The 22382-nt window shown below is 45.9% G+C and carries 21 protein-coding genes; 20 read left to right on the forward strand and 1 reads right to left on the reverse strand.

What is annotated here, in order from left to right:
* The first annotated feature begins 96 nt into the window (after nucleotides 1–96).
* The 16 genes from ACWQAU_RS07800 to ACWQAU_RS07875 all read left to right on the forward strand — a co-directional run bounded on the left by ACWQAU_RS07800 (nucleotide 97) and on the right by ACWQAU_RS07875 (nucleotide 15292).
* A complete protein-coding gene (locus tag ACWQAU_RS07800) occupies nucleotides 97–582 on the forward strand; it encodes a GtrA family protein (RefSeq protein ID WP_003642250.1) in 486 nt (161 codons plus the stop codon).
* A 232-nt stretch (nucleotides 583–814) separates the two neighbouring features.
* Nucleotides 815–1615, forward strand: coding sequence for a matrixin family metalloprotease (locus tag ACWQAU_RS07805; RefSeq protein ID WP_003642249.1), 801 nt, complete (start codon nucleotides 815–817; stop codon nucleotides 1613–1615).
* Nucleotides 1616–1709: 94 nt separating this feature from the next.
* Nucleotides 1710–1928, forward strand: coding sequence for a P8 family protein (locus ACWQAU_RS07810; RefSeq protein ID WP_003642248.1), 219 nt, complete (start codon nucleotides 1710–1712; stop codon nucleotides 1926–1928).
* A gap of 568 nt (nucleotides 1929–2496) precedes the next feature.
* A complete protein-coding gene (locus tag ACWQAU_RS07815; protein WP_079111843.1) occupies nucleotides 2497–3690 on the forward strand; it encodes an ABC transporter substrate-binding protein in 1194 nt (397 codons plus the stop codon).
* Between the two features lie 30 nt (nucleotides 3691–3720).
* Nucleotides 3721–4599, forward strand: coding sequence for a branched-chain amino acid ABC transporter permease (locus ACWQAU_RS07820; RefSeq protein ID WP_003642246.1), 879 nt, complete (start codon nucleotides 3721–3723; stop codon nucleotides 4597–4599).
* A 16-nt stretch (nucleotides 4600–4615) separates the two neighbouring features.
* Complete coding sequence (locus ACWQAU_RS07825) at nucleotides 4616–5578, forward strand: branched-chain amino acid ABC transporter permease (RefSeq protein WP_003646066.1); 963 nt, start codon at nucleotides 4616–4618, stop codon at nucleotides 5576–5578.
* On the forward strand, nucleotides 5571–6350 hold the full coding sequence (locus ACWQAU_RS07830; protein WP_003642244.1) for an ABC transporter ATP-binding protein: 780 nt from the start codon (nucleotides 5571–5573) through the stop codon (nucleotides 6348–6350). The genes ACWQAU_RS07825 and ACWQAU_RS07830 overlap by 8 nt, the downstream gene beginning before the upstream one ends.
* A complete protein-coding gene (locus tag ACWQAU_RS07835; RefSeq protein ID WP_003646064.1) occupies nucleotides 6351–7055 on the forward strand; it encodes an ABC transporter ATP-binding protein in 705 nt (234 codons plus the stop codon).
* A gap of 2 nt (nucleotides 7056–7057) precedes the next feature.
* The gene (locus ACWQAU_RS07840) at nucleotides 7058–7693 is read left to right on the forward strand and encodes a CBS domain-containing protein (protein WP_003642242.1); all 636 of its coding nucleotides are present in this window, start codon (nucleotides 7058–7060) and stop codon (nucleotides 7691–7693) included.
* Nucleotides 7694–8332: 639 nt separating this feature from the next.
* Nucleotides 8333–9115: a WxL domain-containing protein gene (locus ACWQAU_RS07845; protein WP_011101992.1), complete on the forward strand. Its 783-nt coding sequence runs from the start codon at nucleotides 8333–8335 to the stop codon at nucleotides 9113–9115.
* Between the two features lie 73 nt (nucleotides 9116–9188).
* Nucleotides 9189–10232, forward strand: a complete 1044-nt coding sequence (locus ACWQAU_RS07850) for a DUF916 and DUF3324 domain-containing protein (protein WP_027821765.1) — start codon at nucleotides 9189–9191, stop codon at nucleotides 10230–10232.
* Between the two features lie 81 nt (nucleotides 10233–10313).
* Nucleotides 10314–10691: an LPXTG cell wall anchor domain-containing protein gene (locus tag ACWQAU_RS07855; RefSeq protein WP_013355903.1), complete on the forward strand. Its 378-nt coding sequence runs from the start codon at nucleotides 10314–10316 to the stop codon at nucleotides 10689–10691.
* Nucleotides 10688–12196 carry a WxL domain-containing protein gene (locus ACWQAU_RS07860; RefSeq protein WP_024002891.1) on the forward strand — a complete coding sequence of 503 codons (1509 nt, stop codon included), beginning with the start codon at nucleotides 10688–10690 and terminating at the stop codon, nucleotides 12194–12196. The genes ACWQAU_RS07855 and ACWQAU_RS07860 overlap by 4 nt, the downstream gene beginning before the upstream one ends.
* A 441-nt stretch (nucleotides 12197–12637) precedes the next feature.
* Nucleotides 12638–13603, forward strand: coding sequence for an ABC transporter substrate-binding protein (locus ACWQAU_RS07865; protein WP_011101988.1), 966 nt, complete (start codon nucleotides 12638–12640; stop codon nucleotides 13601–13603).
* A gap of 17 nt (nucleotides 13604–13620) precedes the next feature.
* Nucleotides 13621–14622 (forward strand): ABC transporter permease, encoded by a 1002-nt coding sequence (locus ACWQAU_RS07870; protein WP_027821766.1) that lies wholly within the window; start codon nucleotides 13621–13623, stop codon nucleotides 14620–14622.
* Nucleotides 14519–15292: an ABC transporter ATP-binding protein gene (locus ACWQAU_RS07875; protein WP_011101987.1), complete on the forward strand. Its 774-nt coding sequence runs from the start codon at nucleotides 14519–14521 to the stop codon at nucleotides 15290–15292. Before ACWQAU_RS07870 ends, ACWQAU_RS07875 begins: the two co-directional genes overlap by 104 nt.
* A gap of 545 nt (nucleotides 15293–15837) precedes the next feature.
* Here the strand turns inward: ACWQAU_RS07875 and nagE are convergent.
* Nucleotides 15838–17820 carry an N-acetylglucosamine-specific PTS transporter subunit IIBC gene (gene nagE / locus ACWQAU_RS07880; RefSeq protein ID WP_079111842.1) on the reverse strand — a complete coding sequence of 661 codons (1983 nt, stop codon included), beginning with the start codon at nucleotides 17818–17820 and terminating at the stop codon, nucleotides 15838–15840.
* 351 nt (nucleotides 17821–18171) lie between these two features.
* On the opposite strand from nagE, the gene ACWQAU_RS07885 reads away from it, so the two are divergent.
* The 4 genes from ACWQAU_RS07885 (at nucleotide 18172) to ACWQAU_RS07900 (ending at nucleotide 22379) form a co-directional block, all read left to right on the forward strand.
* A complete protein-coding gene (locus ACWQAU_RS07885) occupies nucleotides 18172–18825 on the forward strand; it encodes a nitroreductase family protein (RefSeq protein ID WP_003646055.1) in 654 nt (217 codons plus the stop codon).
* Between the two features lie 151 nt (nucleotides 18826–18976).
* Nucleotides 18977–19513: a MarR family winged helix-turn-helix transcriptional regulator gene (locus tag ACWQAU_RS07890; protein WP_015825904.1), complete on the forward strand. Its 537-nt coding sequence runs from the start codon at nucleotides 18977–18979 to the stop codon at nucleotides 19511–19513.
* 28 nt (nucleotides 19514–19541) lie between these two features.
* Nucleotides 19542–21299, forward strand: coding sequence for an ABC transporter ATP-binding protein (locus ACWQAU_RS07895; RefSeq protein ID WP_003642231.1), 1758 nt, complete (start codon nucleotides 19542–19544; stop codon nucleotides 21297–21299).
* A gap of 192 nt (nucleotides 21300–21491) precedes the next feature.
* Nucleotides 21492–22379, forward strand: a complete 888-nt coding sequence (locus ACWQAU_RS07900; protein WP_015380854.1) for an ROK family protein — start codon at nucleotides 21492–21494, stop codon at nucleotides 22377–22379.
* The last annotated feature ends 3 nt before the right edge of the window (nucleotides 22380–22382 follow it).

Here is a 22382-nt window from a genome sequence, read left to right on the forward strand (position 1 = left end):
GTTGTGTTATTTTTACTCATAAAAATGAAGATACAACTTAAACAGAATTCTTTCACAATAATCATGTTTAAGTGAAGAAAGTCAGGTGTAGTAACCATGAGTAAGCCAGATTCGATTAAAGTTGATCAAAATGAGGAAACGGTTACTGAAATTTTAGAGCCAGCAGCAGAATTAGATAAAAAAATTATTTCACCCGTTAAAGAAACCCGTAATCAGGCGATTCGCTATATCTTGTGGGGATTGATCAGTGTTGCGGTCAACTTTGCAACTTTCTATACGATGTACCACCTAATCGGACTCGAATACCAGGTCGCTAATGTTATTTCCTGGGTCATTGCCGTTCAAGTCGCGTTCTGGGTGGACCGCTTGAAAGTGTTCGACCATCATTCACACCACGTTTATCGTGAAATGGGTAAGTTCTATGCGACCCGGATCGTGACGTACGTCGTTGAAGCGATTATTTTATGGTTGTTGATGTCAGTATTGGGGAGCTCGGCGGTACTAGCCAAGATTCTTGGGCAGGCCGGCGCCATCATTGGGAACTTCTTGTTCTCGAAACTGTATGTTTTTCGAAATAAGTAGCCACATCAAGACGGAAATGAAAATTCACGTCTTTTTTTGTTCAGTGGGGTGCCGCGGTTGTTAGAATGACGAGTAGGTGTGTGAAAGCGGATTAAGATTACAAGTAGATTGCGGTAATCCTAAATATTCTTAATGATTCACTAAGAGCTATGTTTAAGCGGGGTGTCATGTGGTTTAATAAACTTAAATTATTGCTTGTCACCATGTTAAAAAATTAAGAGGAGCGCACAGCATGCTAAAAAATCTAATGCGCGGAATCAAAGCGCTGTGTCTAATCGGCCTCGTGTTATTTGGGTGGCGCAACTATGATACGCTTGCCCCGCGCGCGGCAGCTTTATATCAGACGAGTCGTCAGAATCTAGCGGCTGCCTTGTCGGGTGACTTATCTAGTCATTTGTTGGGTGCTGATGATACTAGCAGTGCTACCGAAGATTCGGCGACTAACTCAAGTAAGCAATCATCAGGTCAGCAGACGGATAAGACTGCGAGTGCCAGTTCGGTCACTAGCTCGAGTTCGCAAGCAACTAGTTCAACAACGCAAGCAACACCGATTGAATCGATCGTGCAGAACGCCACCTTAAAGAAGACGTATTATTATTCCTTCGATCATAATGTTCCCAAAGCGGCCCGGCAGGTCTTTCTTGAAGCTGTCGCGACTTATAACCAGACTGGGTTAGTCCATCTGGTAGCTGGTCAAGCCAGCGGGTCACAAAATTCAGTGACTTTTTCGATGTATCATAAAAAAATGACGACTGGTGCGACCAGTGTTGAACTTGGTCATGGTGGCCCTGATATTACTAAGCAAATCAGCTGGCGGGGTACTCAATATTGGAATAACGCGACGGCTAGTCTTAACGGCTCATACGCTTCAGCTTTCAGTAAATCGGTCGCAGTTCATGAGTTAGGTCATGCGTTAGGGTTGGATCACAGTTCATCGACTGAATCCGTGATGTACCCAGTTTCACAAGGCAAGAGCACGTTATCAAGTGCTGATATTGCGGCCCTGCAAACAATTTATCAAAAGAATGCGTAATTTATTTTCGTAATACCAAACAAAATTTAACCACTTTTCAAATTTTGACCTATAATCAAGGTGTATCAAAAATTAGAAAGGAAGTTGTTTTAGTATGGCTGCAGCAGTTGAAATGAACAGTATGTTAGACGAAAAGATGACGGACGTGTTTGATTGGAGCGACTCTAAGTTACCCGTACGGGATGCGATTTGGAATCACTTTATGGACGCTGATAGTCATGATACTGACAAGACGGCTGACGAAGTAGCGCCTTATATGAGTATGGACGAAGCTAAGCTCAAGAGCGAAGTTGAAAAACTCTTAAAGGCTTAACTAGAATAACGACCATGACGGCCTAATTTTTGAATGGGAACTGATTGCCAGTTTAGTAATCAGTTCTTTTTTTATGCTTTTAATCCGGCTGAATAAGCTGGTTGGTCAGGGGGGCCTCTCAACCGAAGCTAATCAAGACCAAAAATAATTTTTTCGAATTACTGTCGACACTATGAGCCCGTAGTGGTTTACCTTTTAATTAATATAAAAACAATTAAAAATTCACTTGACTTATAATTAAAAGTTAATTAATCTAAGAAACATCAACATTACAAAAACTTTTGAAAGCGAGGCGCGTCAATTATGAAAATTCAATCTAACCTAACCAACTTGTTGACAACCCTTGCTGTTCAAAATTTAGCCTTATTATTAACGAAGAAGGACCCGGTCACTTGACCTTGAGTATAACTCAAAATTCAAGTGAACTGAGCCCTTCTTTCCCATTGTGGTAATGAGGCTCAGTTCCGGGTAAAGGCCTCATTCACTACGGTGGATGAGGCCTTTTTGTGACTTAAGGAGGATCGGGGTCAACAACGTAGCAATAAAAAAACGAAAGTGGGAATAACTAATGAAAAAATGGGAAAAACAAACGATGAAGATTGCAGCACTTGGTGCGATGGCGTTGACACTGGCAGGGTGTGCCACTGCCAAATCAAGTTCAAGTCAAGGAAATAATCCTGGCAAGACTATTAAAATTGGGGTCAATATGGAATTGTCTGGATCTGCGGCCGGTTATGGAGAACAGCAAAAGCAAGGCATTCAGTTAGCCGTCAAGAAAATCAATAAGAGCGGTGGAATCGAGGTTGGGGGGACCAAGAAGAAAATTCAGTTGGTGATCCGGGACAATAAGACATCGAACACGACTGCTGCTTCCGTGGCTGCCCAGCTCGTGAATAACGATAAGGTCGTGGCCGTAGTTGGTCCCGCGACAACTAGCGCCGGGACTGCGGCGATCCCTAATATGACTAAGGCGGCAGTACCATCAGTCAGTCCATCAGCGACCGATCCGGATTATACGTTGCAAAAGAGTGGCAAAGTTCAAAAGTACATATTCCGAGCTTGCTATCAGAATAATTTTCAAGGAGCCACGGCAGCAACCTTTGTGACTAAGAACTTGAAGGCGAAACGCGTCGCCATTTTGACTGATAACTCCAGTGATTACGGCACGGGCCTAACAAAGGCGTTTAAGAAGCAGTATCGGGGCACGGTCGTTAGCAGCCAAACGTTCCAAGAGGGCGATAAGGACTTTAATGCCATCCTAACTGCGTTGAAACATAAAAAGATCGATGCCATCTATGCGCCTGGTTACTATTCAGAAATCGGTCTAATCGTTAAGCAAGCGCGGCAAGCGGGAATCAAGGCTCCAATCGTTGGTAGTGACGGGATGGCGGATGCTAAATTAGCCCAAATTGCTGGCAAGTCTAATGCTACCAATGTTTATTACACGACGCCATTTTCTACTAAGGCTTCGGCAACGAACAAAGTTGCTTCGAAATTTATGAGTGCTTACAAGGCAAAGTATGGTAGTGCCGCACCAACTTTTTCAGCACTCGCTTATGATTCGGTTTATATGATCAAAGCAGCCATCGAAAAGGAAGGCTCGGCTAATTCTGTTAAAATCGCCGATGGTTTGGCCAAACTTAAGAACTTCAAGGGTGTCACTGGGACGACGACTATCGATAAGCAACATAATCCTGAAAAGACGATTTCAATTGAACAATTGACGAATGGCGTGGTCAGCAAGGTTTATAACGTCAAATAGTCAGACTAGTGAAAGCGTGGGGGAACACATATGCAGACATTTGGACAACAATTGATCAACGGACTATCGCTAGGAAGTATCTACGCGTTATTGGCGCTAGGCTACACGATGGTTTATGGCATTATCAAATTAATTAATTTTGCACATGGCGATATTTATATGTTGGGGGCCTTTTGGGGCTATTACAGTTTGAAGTCACTACACTTTAACTTTGTTGCGGCGCTCCTGTCCGCAATGGTGATCTGCGCAGTTAGTGGTGTGATTATTGAATATTTCGCGTACCGCCCATTACGCCATTCACCGCGAATTACCGCGCTAATCACGGCAATCGGTGTTTCATTCTTGCTTGAGAATGGAATGTCATACTTTGTTGGTGCGAGTGCCCGTTCATTTCCCCAAGCAATCAAAGTGGTGACTTATCACTGGGGCGGATTGCGGGTATCGAATGTGCAGCTACTGATCTTAGGAACGGCGTGCCTATTAATGATTCTATTGGAATTAATTATCAAACGTACCAAAATGGGTAAAGCAATGCGGGCCGTTTCTGTTGATCCCGAAGCTGCACAGTTGGTGGGCATCAATCTTAACCATACGATTTCGTTCACGTTCGCATTAGGGTCTGCAATGGCCGGCGCTGCCGGAGTCTTGATTGGCCTATACTATAATTCGATTGATCCGTTGATGGGCATGACGCCCGGTATCAAGGCCTTTGTCGCAGCCGTGATTGGTGGGATTGGTTCTGTGCCTGGGGCTTCATTGGGGGGCTTTATTATCGGCATCCTGGAGACTGGTGTTCAGGCGATTGGCCTATCCGCATACAAGGACGCGGTGGTTTACTTTGTCTTAATTGTTATTTTGCTCGTGTTGCCGGCTGGAATATTCGGTAAACGAACCAAGGAAAAAGTCTGAGGGAGGCGCCAAATTAATGAAAGCAAATTTGAAAACTAACATGGCGTGGCTCGGTGTGATGGTTATCGGCTTTGTTGTGATTGACGGTTTAGAGCTGATGGGCGTCATTAACTCGTTTATTGAAAATATGCTGGTGACGATTGGTATCAACGTTATATTGGCGGTGGGACTCAATCTGATTATTGGGTTTGCAGGCCAGTTCTCGCTTGGTCACGCCGGCTTTATGGCAATTGGCGCCTACGCGACTGGTATTATGACCCAAACAATGGCGACGCCCGCGGGATTTTATCTGTCGATGATCGTCGGCATGGTGATTGCCATGGTAGCGGCGGTCATTGTTGGCATCCCAACATTACGATTGCGCGGTGATTACTTAGCCATTGCGACGATGGGGGCGGCCGAAATCATTCGGATTCTAATCAATAATCTGAAAATTACGAACGGTGCAGCGGGGTTATTCAATATCCCGGCACTTGCTTCGTGGGCAACGGTGTACGTCTTAATGTGTCTGACAACGATTATCACGGTCAACTTTATTCACAGTCGCGGTGGTCGGGCCGTGATGGCTGTGCGGGATGATGAACTGGCGGCTGGTGCCATGGGAATCAATACGACGCGCTGGAAGTTGGCCGCTTTCGTCTTTGGCGCGGCGACTGCGGCGATTGGTGGGTCGTTGCACGCGGCCTACATTCAGACGATTGCGCCGGGTGATTTTAATATCATGGCTTCCATTGCGATTCTGATTATTGTCGTACTCGGTGGGGTCGGCAGTATTACCGGGACTTTCGTAGCCGCAATCGTATTAGGAGCGCTCGACACGATCTTACAAAACTTCGGTACGATCCGAATGATTATTTATTCATTGGCACTGATTTTGATTATGATTTTTAAGCCAGCCGGACTGTTAGGAACGTGGGAGTTCTCATTCACGCGTCTATTCAGACGGCGATCAACTAAGGAGGCAGTTAACCATGAGTAGCCGGTTATTAGACGCACAAGGGTTGGTCAAAAACTTTGGCGGCCTGACCGCCGTTGCTGACGTTTCACTCCATTTTGATCAAGACGAGCTGATTGGTTTGATTGGCCCGAATGGTGCTGGTAAAACCACGTTATTCAACTTGTTGACTGGTGAAACGCCGGTTAGTTCGGGTAGCATTAGTTTCTACACAGATCAGGGCGTGGTGTCGTTAAATGGCAAGCAGCCCGCTGCGATTGCTCGGGTTGGTATTTCACGGACATTTCAGAATATCCGGTTGTTCAAGGAGATGAGTGTACTCGATAACGTGCGCATTGCAATGACCAATCATTATCATGAACGGTTTTTGACTAGCATCCTGCGCTTACCTAAGTATTACCAGACTGAGCGGGCAATGACCCAGGCGGCGCAAGCCTTATTAGCGATGTTTGATTTGACCGCCGTCGCTGATCAGCCCGCAAAGAGTTTACCATATGGTATTCAGCGGCGATTAGAGATTGTGCGGGCCCTGGCGACGAAGCCCAAGTTACTCTTCCTTGATGAACCCGCAGCGGGTATGAATCCCGAAGAAACGGCGGATTTGACGCGCTTGATTCGCCGAATTCAACAAGAATTTCATATTACCGTTGTGCTAATTGAACACGACATGTCACTAGTTATGAACGTAGTCGAGCGGCTCTACGTGTTGGAGCACGGGGCGTTACTGGCAACTGGGACGCCAAAAGCCATTCAACATGATCCGGCCGTTATCAAGGCCTATCTAGGAGGGGTGTAAATGCTTAAAGTACGTGATTTAGTCGTTAATTACGGCGCGATTCAGGCAGTCAAAGGTGTTAGTTTTGACGTGCAACAGGGGGAAATCGTTACGTTGATTGGTGCTAACGGCGCCGGGAAATCTACGTTGTTGCACACGATATCTGGCTTGATGCGTCCGGTCAGTGGTTCTATTCACTATTTGGATCAACCCATCCAAAAGACGGCCGCTCCTAAAATTGTGCGGGCGGGTATCTCGCAAGTTCCTGAAGGACGCCATATTTTTCCCGGCCTGTCTGTTCAAGAAAATCTACAAATGGGTGCTTTTTTACGGCAGGATCGGGGTCAATTGGCTCAGACTTATCAGCAAGTTTACGACTACTTTCCAATTTTGAAGAAACGTCGGCATCAAGATGCCGCGACGCTCTCAGGTGGTGAACAACAAATGTTGGCGATGGGCCGCGCACTGATGGCGCAGCCCAAGCTGATGTTGCTTGACGAACCTTCAATGGGATTAGCGCCCATCTTTATTAATGAGATCTTTGAGATCATCAAGGCAATCAATCAGGCTGGAACGACGGTTTTACTAATTGAACAAAATGCCAATCAAGCCCTGAAAATCGCTGACCGCGGCTATGTCTTAGCTAGTGGACAAGTCAAGCTTAGTGGTCGGGGTTCCGAATTATTAGCTAATTCAGAAGTTCAGAAAGCTTATCTAGGGGGTTAAGTATGAGTGTTGCAGATTATATGACACCACGCCTGGTCGTTGTTAGTCCTAAAACGACGATCAGTGTGGCGGTCGAATTAATGAAGAAAAATGCGATTCATCGGTTACCCGTCATGGCAGGTAATCGAATGGTCGGCTTGATCACGCATGGTATCATTCAGCGTGCGATGCCATCACAGGCCACGAGTTTGTCGGTGTATGAATTAAATTACTTACTTACTAAGACGACGGTGGATCAAATCATGGAAACGGCGGTTCAAACTGTCGCAGCAACCGCTCAGTTAGAAACAGCGATTGCAACGATGCGGAAAAATAAGATCGGCGTACTACCAGTCATGACGGGCGACCAAGTTGTGGGCATCATTACTAATAATGATATCTTGGATGCGTTCTTAAATATTGCTGGTTACGGCCAGCCGGGAATCGTAACTCGGGTGGTGGTCCATCATGACCATGTCGGCGTAATTTTTGCCATCGGAAAGGTCTTAACAGAACACGATTTAAGTATTCAGACGTTAATGGTCGTAAATCACCAGGCTGAAAAAGTGATTGAGCTCCACGTGAATAGTGAACAGGCCGCCGATGTTAACCAAGTCTTGACAGCAGCAGGTTTTGAAGTACAACCGGTCAGTGATTAGCTCTGGCGGCTATTGTCTATTATTGGAGATTAGGTGGCTAAAGACATCGCGTTGTACAAAGTTATAGGGCGTGGTGAAAGTGTGTGGGCACAAAAAAGATTCAGGATGATTCAATCCTGAGTCTTTTTTTCGACGTATTGTTACTTAAGACTGCGGTCGACTGAATGTTTTATAGACAGGACATTCGCTAGCTGATGGAAAATTACGGCAACTAACTAGTACTTGTGAGGAGTAGTGATAACTGATTGAGTTCGTTATTACCATGCGGTTTTGAGCGGTACACACAAATTTAAGACCGGATAATAAAATTGATAGCAAACCGAGACTGATCAAGAAGAACGAGACTGACCTGAACGTGACAATAAAAAAAATTATTATTAATTGGATTAAATCCCTATCTGTTGTTTTATTAATGTTGTACAAGTATTAGAAAAACAGCGGATAGAACGTTTTTTAATGCAAAAATGATGAAACAAAAAATTAATGCCGCATACAAAATACGGCCGGAACAGTTGACCTGGTTGATTTTCACGAGTTAACAAAGAAGCAACTCAAAGATTAAGGGGTTGTAATTGTTGGGAAGTGTGGTAAATTATTAGTGCAGTTAATGAATTAGGCAAACTAAAGGGGATGCACGATATGAAAAAAGTAGTAGGCAGTTTACTCATGACCAGTACCATTTTATTGGGGGCCTTAACGCCAATCGTTGGTCACGCGGCCGATGGTGAAAATCGGAGTGGGACGACGAATGCAACGGCAACGTTTACGGCAAATACCACTAATCCAGTTGATCCGGTCGATCCGACTGACCCAACGAAACCACTTGACCCTAAGCCTGGTGATGGCGATAACGGTGCCAATTCCGGTGCTGGTTTGTCACTGATCTATGCGCCCGGTAAACTTGATTTCGGTTCACATGAAATTGACGTGATCAATAACCAAAGCTATAAAGCATTAACAGGTAGCGATGGTAGCACGGTCACCATGGGGTCAACGAGTAAAGTTGGTTTACAAGTCTCTGATCAACGCGGGACGAATGCGGGTTGGACATTGAGTGTTGCCGCTGCGGATGGCACGGATGGTAACTTAAGTACGCTTAAGGGGGCCACGGTCTCCTTACCTGCAGGGACGGTCATTTCTTCCGGATCGGAAGCTAGCAACGGCAGTACCGGTGGTAATGGTGCGGTCGGACAAGCTGTTGAACTTGACTTAGGTAGTCAAGCTTCGACTAGTGCCGGGGCGTCCTTTACGGGGACAACTTCTGGGAATGTTATGACAGCAGCGGATAAGAGTGGGGCGGGGATTACGTCGGACTTGCTTGATCCGGCTGCAGTCAAGTTGAACGTCGTGGCTAACACGGCGGCCGCTACGACTTACAAGGGCGTCCTAAATTGGACATTAACATCATCAGCAGATAATTAAATTAATGAACTTGGAGATGACCACGTAATAGTGGGCGTCTCTTTTACATAATAATCGACGGGGGGACGCAATAATGAAGAAAATGATGCGGTGGTTAGGGGCCATCTTAGTGATGATCAGCGGCTTGGCCGCGGTGGTTCCAGCACAGGCAGCCAATACGGACACCAGTAATAATATTGGTTTTAGTGTCGCGGCCCAAACGCCGAGAAACCAAATTGATAAACAGGCAACGTTTTTTGACCTCAAAATGACGGCAGGGCAGACCCAAACGTTGCAGACGCGAATCTATAATACGACTAACCGGGATATCCGCGTTGCGATGGGGATTCATACGGCATATACCAACAGTGGTGGCGCCATTGAATACGTGACCCCGGCGAAAAAGTATGATGCCTCACTGCAGTATCGGGTCGACCAATTGACTAAAATCAAGGGGCCAACGACGGTGACAGTTCCAGCCAACGGTTCTAAGCTGGTCAGTGCCCAAACGACCATGCCGACTAAGGATTTTAACGGTGCCCTGTTAGGTGGTTGGTATTTTAAACGCGTCGATCAAAAGGTCACTGGTGAAGTGAAGGGTGCTACGAATATTAGCAGTGAATATTCTTATGTGGTGGGCATCAAGTACAGCTTAGGGACTGCGCCCACGCCCGTCTTGAAACTAAGCGATGTCGCTGCTGGAATGGTTAATTATCACCGGAGTATCGTGGTGACGTTACGCAATACTGCAGCAGTGATGATACCACGGGTTACCATGAAGACGACGGTCACAGCCAAAGATAGTGGCAAAACCGTCGTAAAGGCGACCAAACAAGGCGTGATGTTGGCGCCTAATACGACGTTTAATTACCCATTGTTACTCAACAAACAGAAGCTTCAAGCGGGGACGTATCATTTACACTTGGTTGCGCACAATAGCGCTCATAAGTGGACTTTTGACCGCGATTTCAAGATTAGTGCTGCCGCGGCTAAGACGTATAACCAGGATACGGTTGATGATAACGGCATCAGTATCTGGTGGTTGATTGGTCTGGGCGCACTGGGCATGTTGATTGTAGTCTTACTGATTTTGTGGTTAGTGCTTTTCTTGAAGAAGCGGCGGCAATCCCAAGACTAACAGCAATCGGCTCGGTGTTTAGTTTGGGGCCGCTAAGCGTCATGAACAATTAGTAGCTGGGCAAAAAAGGGGGACTGACAAATGATGCGATGGCTGTTGATACGGGGCTTACTGGGCTTATTAATCGGCCTAGGACCATCCATCGGGGGAGCTGCTCAGACGGTGGGCACTTCGTCGACACAAATACAGTTCTATACGTCACGTTCAGCGGACAAACAAACGCCTACGACGGTGCAACAAATTCCGCAGGGCGACGTTGTGTACGCAACGAAGGCTGTCAAAGCCGCGCCCAATCGCTTTGTCGGTCAGTGGCAACAGGTACTAGCAACGGGCCGTTTGCCCCAAACCGGGGTCCAAGCGAATCACTATTATCAGTGGCTCGGGTTCCTGACCTTAATGGCACTCTTATTAGGGTGGCAGGTGCTTAAGTTAATGCGTGAAAGGGGAGCGAACACGTGAAACGACTGCGGCATATTAAGCTAGGCATGCTGTTACTGAGCTGCTTAGCGTTTATCAGCATGCTAGCGATTACGAGTCAGGCAGCGGCGCCCGTGACGTCTGCGACAACGACAATCGCTAATTCGAGTAATAAGTACTACACTTACTTTAATAGCGGTGATGTCGTTGGGTTCAATATCTCGGGTGGAATTGGGATATATCCAAGCTTAACCAAAGTGACGGCCAACTATGCGGATCAGGGACGTATATCGACTAAGACTACCACAATAACGTTGACCTTTAGTGGTTCGTTGTTTGCGAATAGTTCGGAGATTAAAACGCTATATTACGATGTCTTTTATAAGCAAGCAACCGAAGAATTTGGAACTTCACTAGTGACCAAGACTCCGACAAATATGGCGACTGGTTCTAGTACGGTATCGATGAATACTAGCAAGACTTTGACAGTCGATATGAGTAAGTTAAAGGATAATTTGCCAGTATATATTGGGTTTCGATTAACTACAGTAAAGGGTGAGACATCCACGTACCGCTTGGCAGTGTTTAATCGGATTAGCCTTAATACGACGCTGAATACGCCAACAACGACGGATACCACTCTGACAGGAACTGGGATTGCCGGTAATACCGTCAGCACGACAATTAATGGTAAGTCGTACACGGCGACAATCGGTAGTGATGGTAAATATGAAATTAAGTTAAATGATGGCCTCAGTGGGGTCACTTCAGTCACAGTAACGCAGACGGGAGAAGCCGATTATGGCGAATCTGAATCGGTGACTAAGGACGTGACGATACCACCGCTGACAATCAAAAGTAGCAGCACAGCGGTGAATTTGTCCGTGAGTGATCTAGCGGCGTTAACGTCTGATAGCGATGCTGTTAATTGGTTAGTTAAGCAGGCTGGCGTGGTTGCGACGAATCCTAGTAATGCTAATGATACGATGACTTATCATGCGAGTGAGAGCGGTCTGGTCGCGTTATTCAAGGGGCTCGCTGATAATCAGAGTACTGCGGTTCACATTTATGCAACGAGCGCTAGCGGCTTAACGTCTGATAAAATTGCGCTACAAGTGACTAAGTTAGCAGGGACGCTGTCGTTTGGTCAATTAACGACCAATATGAGCTTCGGCGATTTAAAGGTGCCGTTGACACCACAAGTCTATCAACCGACTAATCCACTAGCCATCAGTGTGACTGATACCCGGGCGACCGGGGCTAAGTGGTATTTGTACGTTAGTGCCACGCCGCTGACATCGACAACGGTCAGTGGACGGACGTTGAAGGGCGATTTGGTTTACCGTGATGGTAGTGCACAGACCGTCTTAACGAATCAAGCGACGTTGGTCCAACAGGGACAAAAAGTCGCGGGGACGACCGATACGGTAGTCACTGATGATTGGTCGACAACGAAGGGAATCGGATTATCAGCGCAACCAGGTATTTACGCTGATACTTATCAAGGTACCTTGAGTTGGACTCTGAGTGATACGCCAGATAAATAAGTTAGCGTGTATCAGTTGGGTGACGGGGACTTTGACCAGTTACACTTGAATTTTTTACTGGTTCGCAGTTGACAAGTTAGGTGTCGTCATGGTTTACTATTAGCTATAAATTGAAACGGAGGATGACTAATATGTCATTAGCAACTAACCTTCAATTAAATAATCAATTTGCCTTTAGCTTTTTCTTTAGATAGCGTTTGTATTCGTTTGATGGATACAAGCGCACGCAACGCGTTTGTATCTATCGAGAGCTAAAGTTATTCAACATGACTTAAACGCCAGGTAGATGCAGGGACAATCTATCTGGAAAAATATCGGGCCCGATAAAACACCAGTTAGATTCTTCCCAGAATCTAACTGGTGTTTTTTGTTTTCAGTCCGGTTCATCAAGACGTTGATGAACGTTGGGCGAACCAGACAATTTTTAAGGAGCGTTTCAAGATGAAAAAAACAACTTTAGGGGTATTAATTTTAGGTGCTGGGTTACTATTAGCTGGTTGTGGCAAACAAGCAACGAGTGGTCAGCAAAGCGTGTCGGTGGGCATCTTACAGGTGGTTCAACATGGTTCACTAGACCAAGCGCGCAAGGGGTTCAAAGCCGGATTACAAAAAGAATTAAAAGCGCATAACAGTAAAGTAACGGTCAAGTATCACTATCTAAATGCACAGGGTGATCAGAGTAATTTGAATACAATGAGCCAACAACTCGTCCAACAGAAAAATGATTTGTTAGTTGGCATCGCAACGCCAGCTGCTCAGGCATTAGCCAAGAAAACGACGACGGTGCCGACCTTGGTTACGGCCGTAACTGATTTGAAAGCGGCGGGATTGGTGAAAAGTGATACGAAGCCCCAAACTAATGTGAGCGGCACGAGCGATTTAATGCCCGTCGGCAAACAATTACAGTTATTGAAGAATATGAGTACAGGTAATAAACCGTTGGGGATTATGTATAACTCGTCAGAAGAAAATTCAGTGCTACAAGTCAAGTTGGCGAAGGCTTACGCGAAAAAGCACGGTATCAACTTAAAGGTCGTTAGCGCAACGAGTACTAATGACGTTGCCAGTGTTTTGGCCGGTTTGACGGGTAAGATATCTGGCCTTTACTTACCAACCGATAATTTGATGGCGAGTGCGATGAAGACGATTGGTCAGAAGACCAAGGCTGCAAAGCTACCAGTGGTAACGGGTTCGATTGAAATGGCTGAAGATGGCGGGACTGCGACGTATGGTCTTAACTATTACGAATTAGGTGAACAGACTGGAAAAATGGCTTACCAAGTCTTAATCAAGAAGCAGAAGCCGCAAACAATGGCGGTTCAAACAGCTGACAAGTTACACCTCTACGTCAATAAAGCGAATGCTAAGGCAATCGGCTTACAACCAAGTACAATCAAGCAACCATAAGAGGGGAGCGAGGTAATATGTTAATCACGAGTATTGGACAAGGTTTATTATGGGCGCCACTGGTTATCGGGGTGTTCCTCACTTTCAGAATTTTAAACATCCCTGATTTGACCACCGAGGGTAGTTTTCCATTAGGGGCTGCCGTGACGATTAGTAGCATGTTGGCCGGACAGTCAGCTATCGTGGCGAGTTTATTAGGATTTGTCGCCGGATGTTTGGCCGGTTGGGTCACGGGGGTATTAGATACTAAGCTTAAAATGCCGTCATTATTGGCCGGAATTCTGACGATGACGGGACTATATTCCATCAACATGCACATTATGGGCAAAGCGAATATTCCCTTGCTTGACCAGAAAACGTTGATGGGATGGTTACCAGCGAGCTGGTCTTTGAATTTACAAACCATCGTGATTGGGTCTGTGGTTACGCTGGTCGTCCTGGCCGGGTTGATTTGGTTATTCCAGACGCGTTTGGGACTATCTTTGATGGCAACGGGTAATAATCCTGCGATGAGTGCTGCGAATGGAATCTATACCGATCGGATGGTCATTATTGGCTATATGTTATCTAACGGTTTGATTGCTTTATCGGGTGGTCTGATTGCACAGAGTAACGGTTACGCGGATATTGGGATGGGAATTGGGACGATTGTCATCGGGCTGGCTTCAGTCCTGGTTGGTGAAATCTTCTTACATGGTCGTCAAATCTGGGTCCGTTTGACTGGAATGGTCGTGGGCGCCATTATCTATTGTTATTTGTTGACTTTGGCAATGGGCTTAGGTTTCCCCGTCAATGACTTAAAGATTTTATCAGCGGCGATTCTTGTCATCGTCATCTGCTTGCCACTATTACAAAATAAATACCGGACAAAATGGCAGTTACGCCGGTACCTTAAAGAGATTGGAGTCGATCAACATGCCACAACCAACTATTCTGAACGTCCAACACTTGCAAAAAGTCTTCTTTCCCGGAACCAGCAACGAGCGGCACGTCTTAAAGGACGTGAATCTAACGATTGAACCTGGCGAATTTGTGGCGGTTATTGGGAACAACGGCGCCGGCAAGTCGACCTTGCTCAATACGATTGCAGGAACGTTAAATACGGATGCTGGAGAGATTACACTAGCCAATCATCGTGTGACCAATCGTCCCGTTGCGTATCGGTCACGGTGGGTGGCCCGGGTGTTCCAAGATCCTAAGTTGGGTACCGCTGGCGAACTAAGTGTGGCCCAGAATCTCACGTTAGCCCAACGTCATACGGGGAGCTTGAGTCTGCGCCGTTATCGCCAACGTGGACAGGAAGAACGATATTTAAGGTTGCTGGCTAGTCTTAATATGGGGTTAGAAGCGCGACTGAATACGCAAGTGAAGTATTTATCCGGGGGGCAACGGCAAGCCTTATCCTTACTGATGGCCACCTTGAGCCAACCAGAGCTGTTGTTGCTGGATGAGCATACGGCGGCGCTTGACCCGAAGACGAGTGCGGAAGTGATGGCGCTGACCCAACAAATCGTGACGGCCAATCATCTGACAACGATGATGATTACGCATAAGATGAGCGATGCGTTGACATACGGCGACCGGCTAGTGATGGTACAGGATGGTCAGATCAAGTTGGACGTGTGTGGTGCCGAAAAGCAAGCATTGCGGACGGATGACTTGGTGACGATGTTCGCAGCTGAGGTGTGAGGCTGTCGTTGCAAAAAACGACTTGCAACGGCCGATGATCAATTAGCAGGTCATTATCTTACTTAACGAATTTCGCAATCAAATAAATGATCAGTCCTAAACTGATGAGACCACCGATGATAGATATAATGAAAATTAAATCGCCAAAATACATTGGTTTTCCTTTCTAGCTTAGCGCATGCTGAGCAATACCAAAATATAATTATTGTAGGTTCGGTTAGTCACCGCTTCGTGCAAATCATGATTAAGGCGTGCTGTTAGTTTAGATTGCAGTTCATCAACACGTGTTCGTCCGACTTCCGAGGCTAGGTGACAATCGTTTTAGCATACCATATTAGTTTCGTGGCGATAATATTCATATGACGTATAATTCTGGAAAAATAAGTTAATTGAATAATCCATAATTGCCGGTAAACGTTGCTAAATGGCGAATGAGTTACGTTAAGGAAAATTTAAAGAATTGTCCGGCGACTAGATTATCGAAAATAGCCCTCTGCGTATCAAATACGTAGGGGGCTATTCATATAATTGGCGCATGTAACAAGTTATTTCGTCGTGACCAACATAATCTCATCACTGACTTTGACTTGGTTGGTCAACATCTTGAATTTCATCAAATTGACAGCATCCATGTTAATGATGATAACCATCATGGTTGTGGCCTTACCAGCAGCCTTAATCGCTGCCAGGTCAGCTTTGGCAACTACTTCGCCATGGTGAACGGGTTGACCGGTTTGGACTAGTACTTCAAAGGGAGCACCGTTCAACTCAACGGTATCAATACCCATATGCAGCAGAATTTCTAACCCTGAATCGGTTTTAAAACCGATTGCATGCTTGGTAGGAAAGACGGTGCTGACCGTCCCGTCGACCGGCGCCGTAATCGTCCCGTCTGCGGGATCAATTGCGAAGCCATCGCCCAGCATCTTCTTAGCAAATGTGTCGTCGGCGACGTTTTCAATATCTACGTACTGACCGTTAGCGACGCTGTAAAAGTCGGTGGTCACACCACTAGTGATATTAGTCGCAGTTGGTGCTGTCGCAACAGCTTCATCGCTAGTCGTGGTCTTAGTAATGGGTGCGTTCGTGAGCTTTAAGTGGCTCAACGCGTCGGCGACGAATTGGACTTCGGTCCCAATAATGATTTGTAGATTATGGTCGTCTAATTTGTTAATACCAGCAGCACCACTGTGTTTGATAGCGGCTTCATTAATGGTTGACGTATCGGCTAATTGCAATCGGAGACGGGTCGTGCAGTTATCGACAACCGTTAAATTATCGGCACCACCGAGCGCAGCGTAAATTTGCTTGGCTTGACGTGTGTATTTGTCATCATCCACATCAGTGGCGATGGCTAAATCATCGGCGTCATCGGCTGTCACTGGTTCGCGGCCCGGTGTCATCAAATGGAACTTCTTGATTGCGAAGTCAAAGCCAAAGTAGTAAATGACGGCTAGAACCAATCCTTGTAAGATTAACATTAAAGGTTGATTAGCAATCGGGTTTTTAAGGCTTAAAATGTAGTCAACTAACCCGGCGGAGAAGGCAAAACCGGCTGTCCAGTGCATGAAGGCAGCAAAGGCTAGCGATAAACCAGTGAAGATTGCGTGTAAAACATAGAGTGGCCAAGCTACGAACATAAATGAGAACTCTAATGGTTCGGTCACACCGGTAAAGAAGGACGCAAACGCACCGGCCATCATCAGGGATGCTGTTTCAACTTTACGTTCTGGTAACGCATTGCGGTAAATCGCGTAGGCCCCAGCTGGTAAACCAAACATCATGACTGGGAAGAAACCAGCTTGGTACATCCCAGTCACACCCTTGATCCCCTTGTGTGCTAAGAATTTACCAATATCATTGATGCCAGCAACGTCAAACCAGAAAACGGAGTTGAGTGCTTGGTGCAACCCAGTTGGAATCAATAGGCGGTTGAAGAAGCCATAGAGACCGGCCCCAACGGCACCGAGACCCACGATGAATTTGCCAAAGGTAACTAATGCATCATAGACGGGCGGCCAAACAATGAGAAGCGCAACGCTGACTAATAACATGGTCAGCGCGGCTAAGATTGGGACTAGACGTTTACCACTGAAAAATGAAAGAGCCATCGGTAGTTTGGTCTCGTGGAAGCGATTGTAAAGAGCTGCGGCAATCAGACCAGAGATGATCCCAATGAAGGCGTTGCCAATTTGACCAAACGCTGGATTAACAGTGGCTACCTTGATATTCAAGAGTGTGGCGACCGATTCTGGTTTTAAAACGTTAGTTGGTAATTCAAAGGCAACTAAACCAGCAAGAGCGGCTGCGCCATCTTTATCTTTTGACATACCGAGTGCCAAACCAACTGCAAATAGTAGTGGTAATTGGCTCAGAACAGCGTTACCACCGGCTTGTAAGAAGTGTGCGACGATGTCGTTACTAGCAGATGCCCACCAGTTACCAATTCCCACAAGTAAAGCTGCTGCGGGTAGAACGGCAACGGGTAATTGCAGTGAACGGCCCATACGTTGCAAATAATTCTTCATGTACAAAATCCCCCTAAAAAGATAGTTTTGAATAAGTGCAATCATTATTGTACGGTGCTGAAAGCGCTATTACAACCGCTTTTTATTGGTATAGTCCATTGGTTTAATAAGATTAACAGTACAATTGGGAGTGGTCTAATATAAATACAAATACGGAACTACAAGTCCGACAAGCATAAGTAATACTGGTATAAACGATGACCCCAGGTAATGAGCATAAAAAATAAATATTGGTCGGAATAATAGGTGCTAATGATAGCGATTTCAAAATAATTGTGAAAACAAATACAAAATCAGTTATAATAAGATTGATTAATGAATTTGTTACTTTTAAAAAAGGAGTTGTTTAGGATGCCAACAACCATGACGACTAATATTAAAAATAATGATTTTAAAGACGTGGTGTTTAACCGCCAATCAGTACGGCAGTTTGATCCGACTGTCAAAATTGACCGTGAAGAATTGCAAACGATTATTGATGAGACAATCAGCGCACCATCAGCATGCAACTTGCAATCCTGGCATTTTGTGGTTGCCGATAGTGCGGACGGTAAGGCAAAGGCGAAGTCGGTTTTAATGCCATTTAATTATCCACAAATTGATTCTTGTTCAGCCATGATTTTTGTCCTGGGCGATACGCAATCGCATTTGGTCTATCGGGACGTGTGGAATAAAGCTTGTGAAGAAGGACGCATTACCCCGGAAAAGCGGGATCAAATCTTCAAGACGTTCTTACCAATGTATGAAAATGCGAGTCCAGAATTTCTACAAGCTGATGCGATGATTGATAGTAGTATGGCCGCAATGCAATTACTATTGATTGCCCGCGCACATGGCTATGATGCTAATCCAATTGCGGGTTATGCGGCAGATAAAGTCGCGACGACCTTTGGCTTGGATGCCAAGCGCTATGTACCAGTGATGGCTATTGCACTTGGCAAGGCAGCTAGCGAACCAATCACGACAACGCGTTACGCTGGCACGCAGGTTACCGAATTCATTTAATTGAGTTAACCTTTTGATATCTCAAACCTTGATTTAATAGGGCTTGAGATATTTTTTGAACTTTTGGTTAGAATTTTAGTTAGTTTTTGTTGTATTTATCTAACTATCGTGCTAACATAAGCATCATTCAAATCAAGGAGGACAAAAATTCATGACAGTTAATAATCGTGATTTATTTAGTAGTTTTGGGAAGTTATTTCAAAATCGAGCCTTCGTCATGGCGGTTGCGCAACAATTTCATTTTGGCGACCATGGTTCTGAGCGTGGCGGGCGTGGTCAAATGGGCATTTTACGGGTATTGGCGGATGCACCCGCTGGTTTAACCAATGCTGAGATTGCTGAGATCTTAGATATTCGGCCGAGTTCAGTCAGCGCCACATTGAACCGTTTGGAAGATGGCGGCTTGATCGAACGTGAACCTAGTGCTCATGACAAACGCGTGGTCATCGTGCGGTTAAGTGACCGTGGTCGTGAGATGGCGGACCATCGCGCGCAAGGAACGAGTGATCTGGCGGATCAGTTATTTGGTAATCTGACGGATGATGAGCGCGATCAGTTACAACATTTATTAGATAAGTTGCGGGCCAATGCGGATGACATCGATATTCAAGATTTAATGCAATTTGGTCAACAACACGGTTTTGGCCCACGTCCCGGTTGGGGTCATGGGCATCATTGGTTTAATTAAATTTTAGAAACACGAGGCATAAGAGCAGATGGAACGACCACAAGCAGCATACTCGCGTCCAGCGGGTGGTAAATTTGATTTAAAACAATTCTTACAATTGATTCGGCACGCTAGCCCTCGTTATTGGCAACTCTGGTTGGGCTTGGCATTAGGCTTATTGGCGACTGGTGCGCAGTTGATGGTGCCCAAGTTTGCCCAAACGTTGATTAATGGGTTTAGTCACGGCGTTAATCAGACCTTACTAATTGGTGTGATTGGCTTATTCTTGATCAGTGCAGTCATTAGCGCGTTATCAGGTTCCTTATTGGGGATTTTTGGTGAAAATGTTGTCGCTAATTTACGGGGGACTTTATGGCATAAATTAGTCCGGCTCCCGGTTCGCTACTTTGACAACGTTAAGACGGGTGAGATGACGTCGCGGTTGGTGAATGATTCGACGCAGATCAAAGACTTGCTCGCTAACGCATTTCCACAAGTCGTGACGTCACTGATGCAACTGGTTGGGGCCATCGCAATCATGGTCTTAATGGACTGGCGAATGACCTTGATTATGGTCTTGGCGATTCCAGTTGTCTTATTAGTCATGTTTCCAATCATGCGGCAGACGGGCAAGATTGGTCATGAACGCCAAGATGCTTTAGCTAATTTTAGCGGGACGGCAGAAGAAACGCTGAGTGAGATTCGCTTAGTGAAATCGTCCAATGCTGAACCAGTGGAAACAACGACTGGTGCACATCAGATCAAGACGTTGTATCGAATTGGACTACGCGAAGCCATTTATGATTCCATCTCAAGTCCAGTGATGACGGCAACGATGATGGCGTTATTCGTTGGGGTACTATTGTATGCGTCTGCGCGGGTTGCCAGTGGAACGATGACGATGGGGACTTTGGTCTCATTTCTAATGTATCTGTTCCAAATCATTGGCCCAGCTGGGATGCTTGGTCAGTTCTTCACCACGTTAGCAAAGGCCAGTGGCTCGACGGCACGGATTCGGGAGTTATTGAATGAACCAGAAGAACAATTGACGGTTGGTGTTGAACACGCAGTCGCCAATGAGACTTTGGCGATGCACCATGTTGACTTTGCCTATGATGATGATCAACAAATTTTGCACGATGTCAGTTTTGAAGCTAAACCAAATACGGTGGTGGCGTTTGCGGGACCGTCTGGTGGTGGTAAGTCGACTATCTTTGGCCTTCTGGAACGTTATTATCAACCAACTGCTGGCGAAATTAGTATTGGCGGGCAAGATGTTAATGAACTAAGTCTCAATAGTTGGCGGTCACAAATCGGGTATGTCAGTCAGGACTCGGCAATCATGGCCGGCACGATTCGTCAAAACTTAACGTACGGTGCTGATCGGTTATACTCCGACAATGAGTTGTGGCACGTCTTAGAATTAGCTTCCGCGGCTGACTTTGTACGCGCCATGGCAGATGGCCTTGAGACGCAAGTTGGCGAACGTGGGGTTAAAGTCAGTGGTGGTCAACGGCAACGGTTAGCCATTGCCCGGGCCTTTCTACGGGACCCCAAGATTCTAATGCTCGATGAAGCCACTGCTAGTCTGGATTCTGAATCAGAAGCGATGGTACAACAAGCCCTCGGCGAATTAATGAAGGGCCGGACGACCCTAGTGATCGCCCATCGGCTGAGTACAATCGTGGATGCGGATCAGATTTACTTCATTGAAGATGGGCATGTGAGTGGTTCAGGTACGCATCAAGAGCTAATGGCGAACGTCCCACTCTATCGGGATTACGTTAAAATTCAATTTAAAGATTAACTAAAAACAGTTGGTTACCATGACGTGGGCACGTGGCAATCAACTGTTTTTGTTGTCTAGTATCGGTCAGAAAAGCATAATTTGATGAAATATGTCGGGATGGATTGTTATTATAAAAGAATATACATTTTCTGAATTAAACGCTATCATTGTTATGATAACTAGTTTAATTGATAAAGGAATGATAAAACGATGCAGTCATTAGGAGTTATTGATATTGGTGGAACGACCATTAAGTTTGCTGTGTGGCAAGATCAGCAATTAGTTGCTAAGACCAAAGTTACGACGCCCACAACGCTAGCTGAATTTTACACTTTGCTAACCACGCAGGTCGCGCAGATGAAACGCGATTATCAAATTGCTGGTGTAGGCATTAGTTCGCCCGGGGCTGTCAACAAGGCAACTGGAATTATTGAGGGTGCCAGCGCACTGCCGTATATTCATAATTTTCGGATTCAGCCGGAATTACAACGCCGTTTTGAATTACCGGTCAGTATGGAAAATGACGCCAATTGTGCGGCGTTGGCTGAATTGGCGGATGGGGCTGGGAAGCAGGTTGCTAGCCTGTGCTTCTTAATTGTGGGAACCGGTGTTGGTGGGTCGGTCATTGTGAATCATCAAATTTGGCACGGCGCGCACTTATTCGGTGGTGAGTTTGGATTCACGCTCATGAATGACCATCAGATCTTAAGTGAGTTAGGCACCGCGGTAGCTGTTGCAAAGCGGTACAACGCGAGCCATCCAGCTCAACCTGAGCTAGACGGGCAAGCCGTGTTTGAACTGGCTGCCAAGGGTGATACTGATGCTCAAGCCGAAGTTCAAGTTATGGTTCGGGCCTTAGCGCGGGCCATCTACAACTTACAATACAGCTTTGACCCGGAATTGATCGTGATGGGCGGGGCGGTCTCAAATAATCCGCACCTACTCCCAGCAATCAATGCTGAAATTGAAAAATTGCGGGCAACGGTCAAAATTGCTTCTATAAAACCAGATGTTGTGGCTTGTCATTTCACCGATGAAGCTAATTTACGGGGAGCGGTCGTTGACTTTTGTCAGACGTATCTGGACATTCAAAAATAAAAG

This window comes from Lactiplantibacillus sp. 3062 (assembly GCF_055413545.1).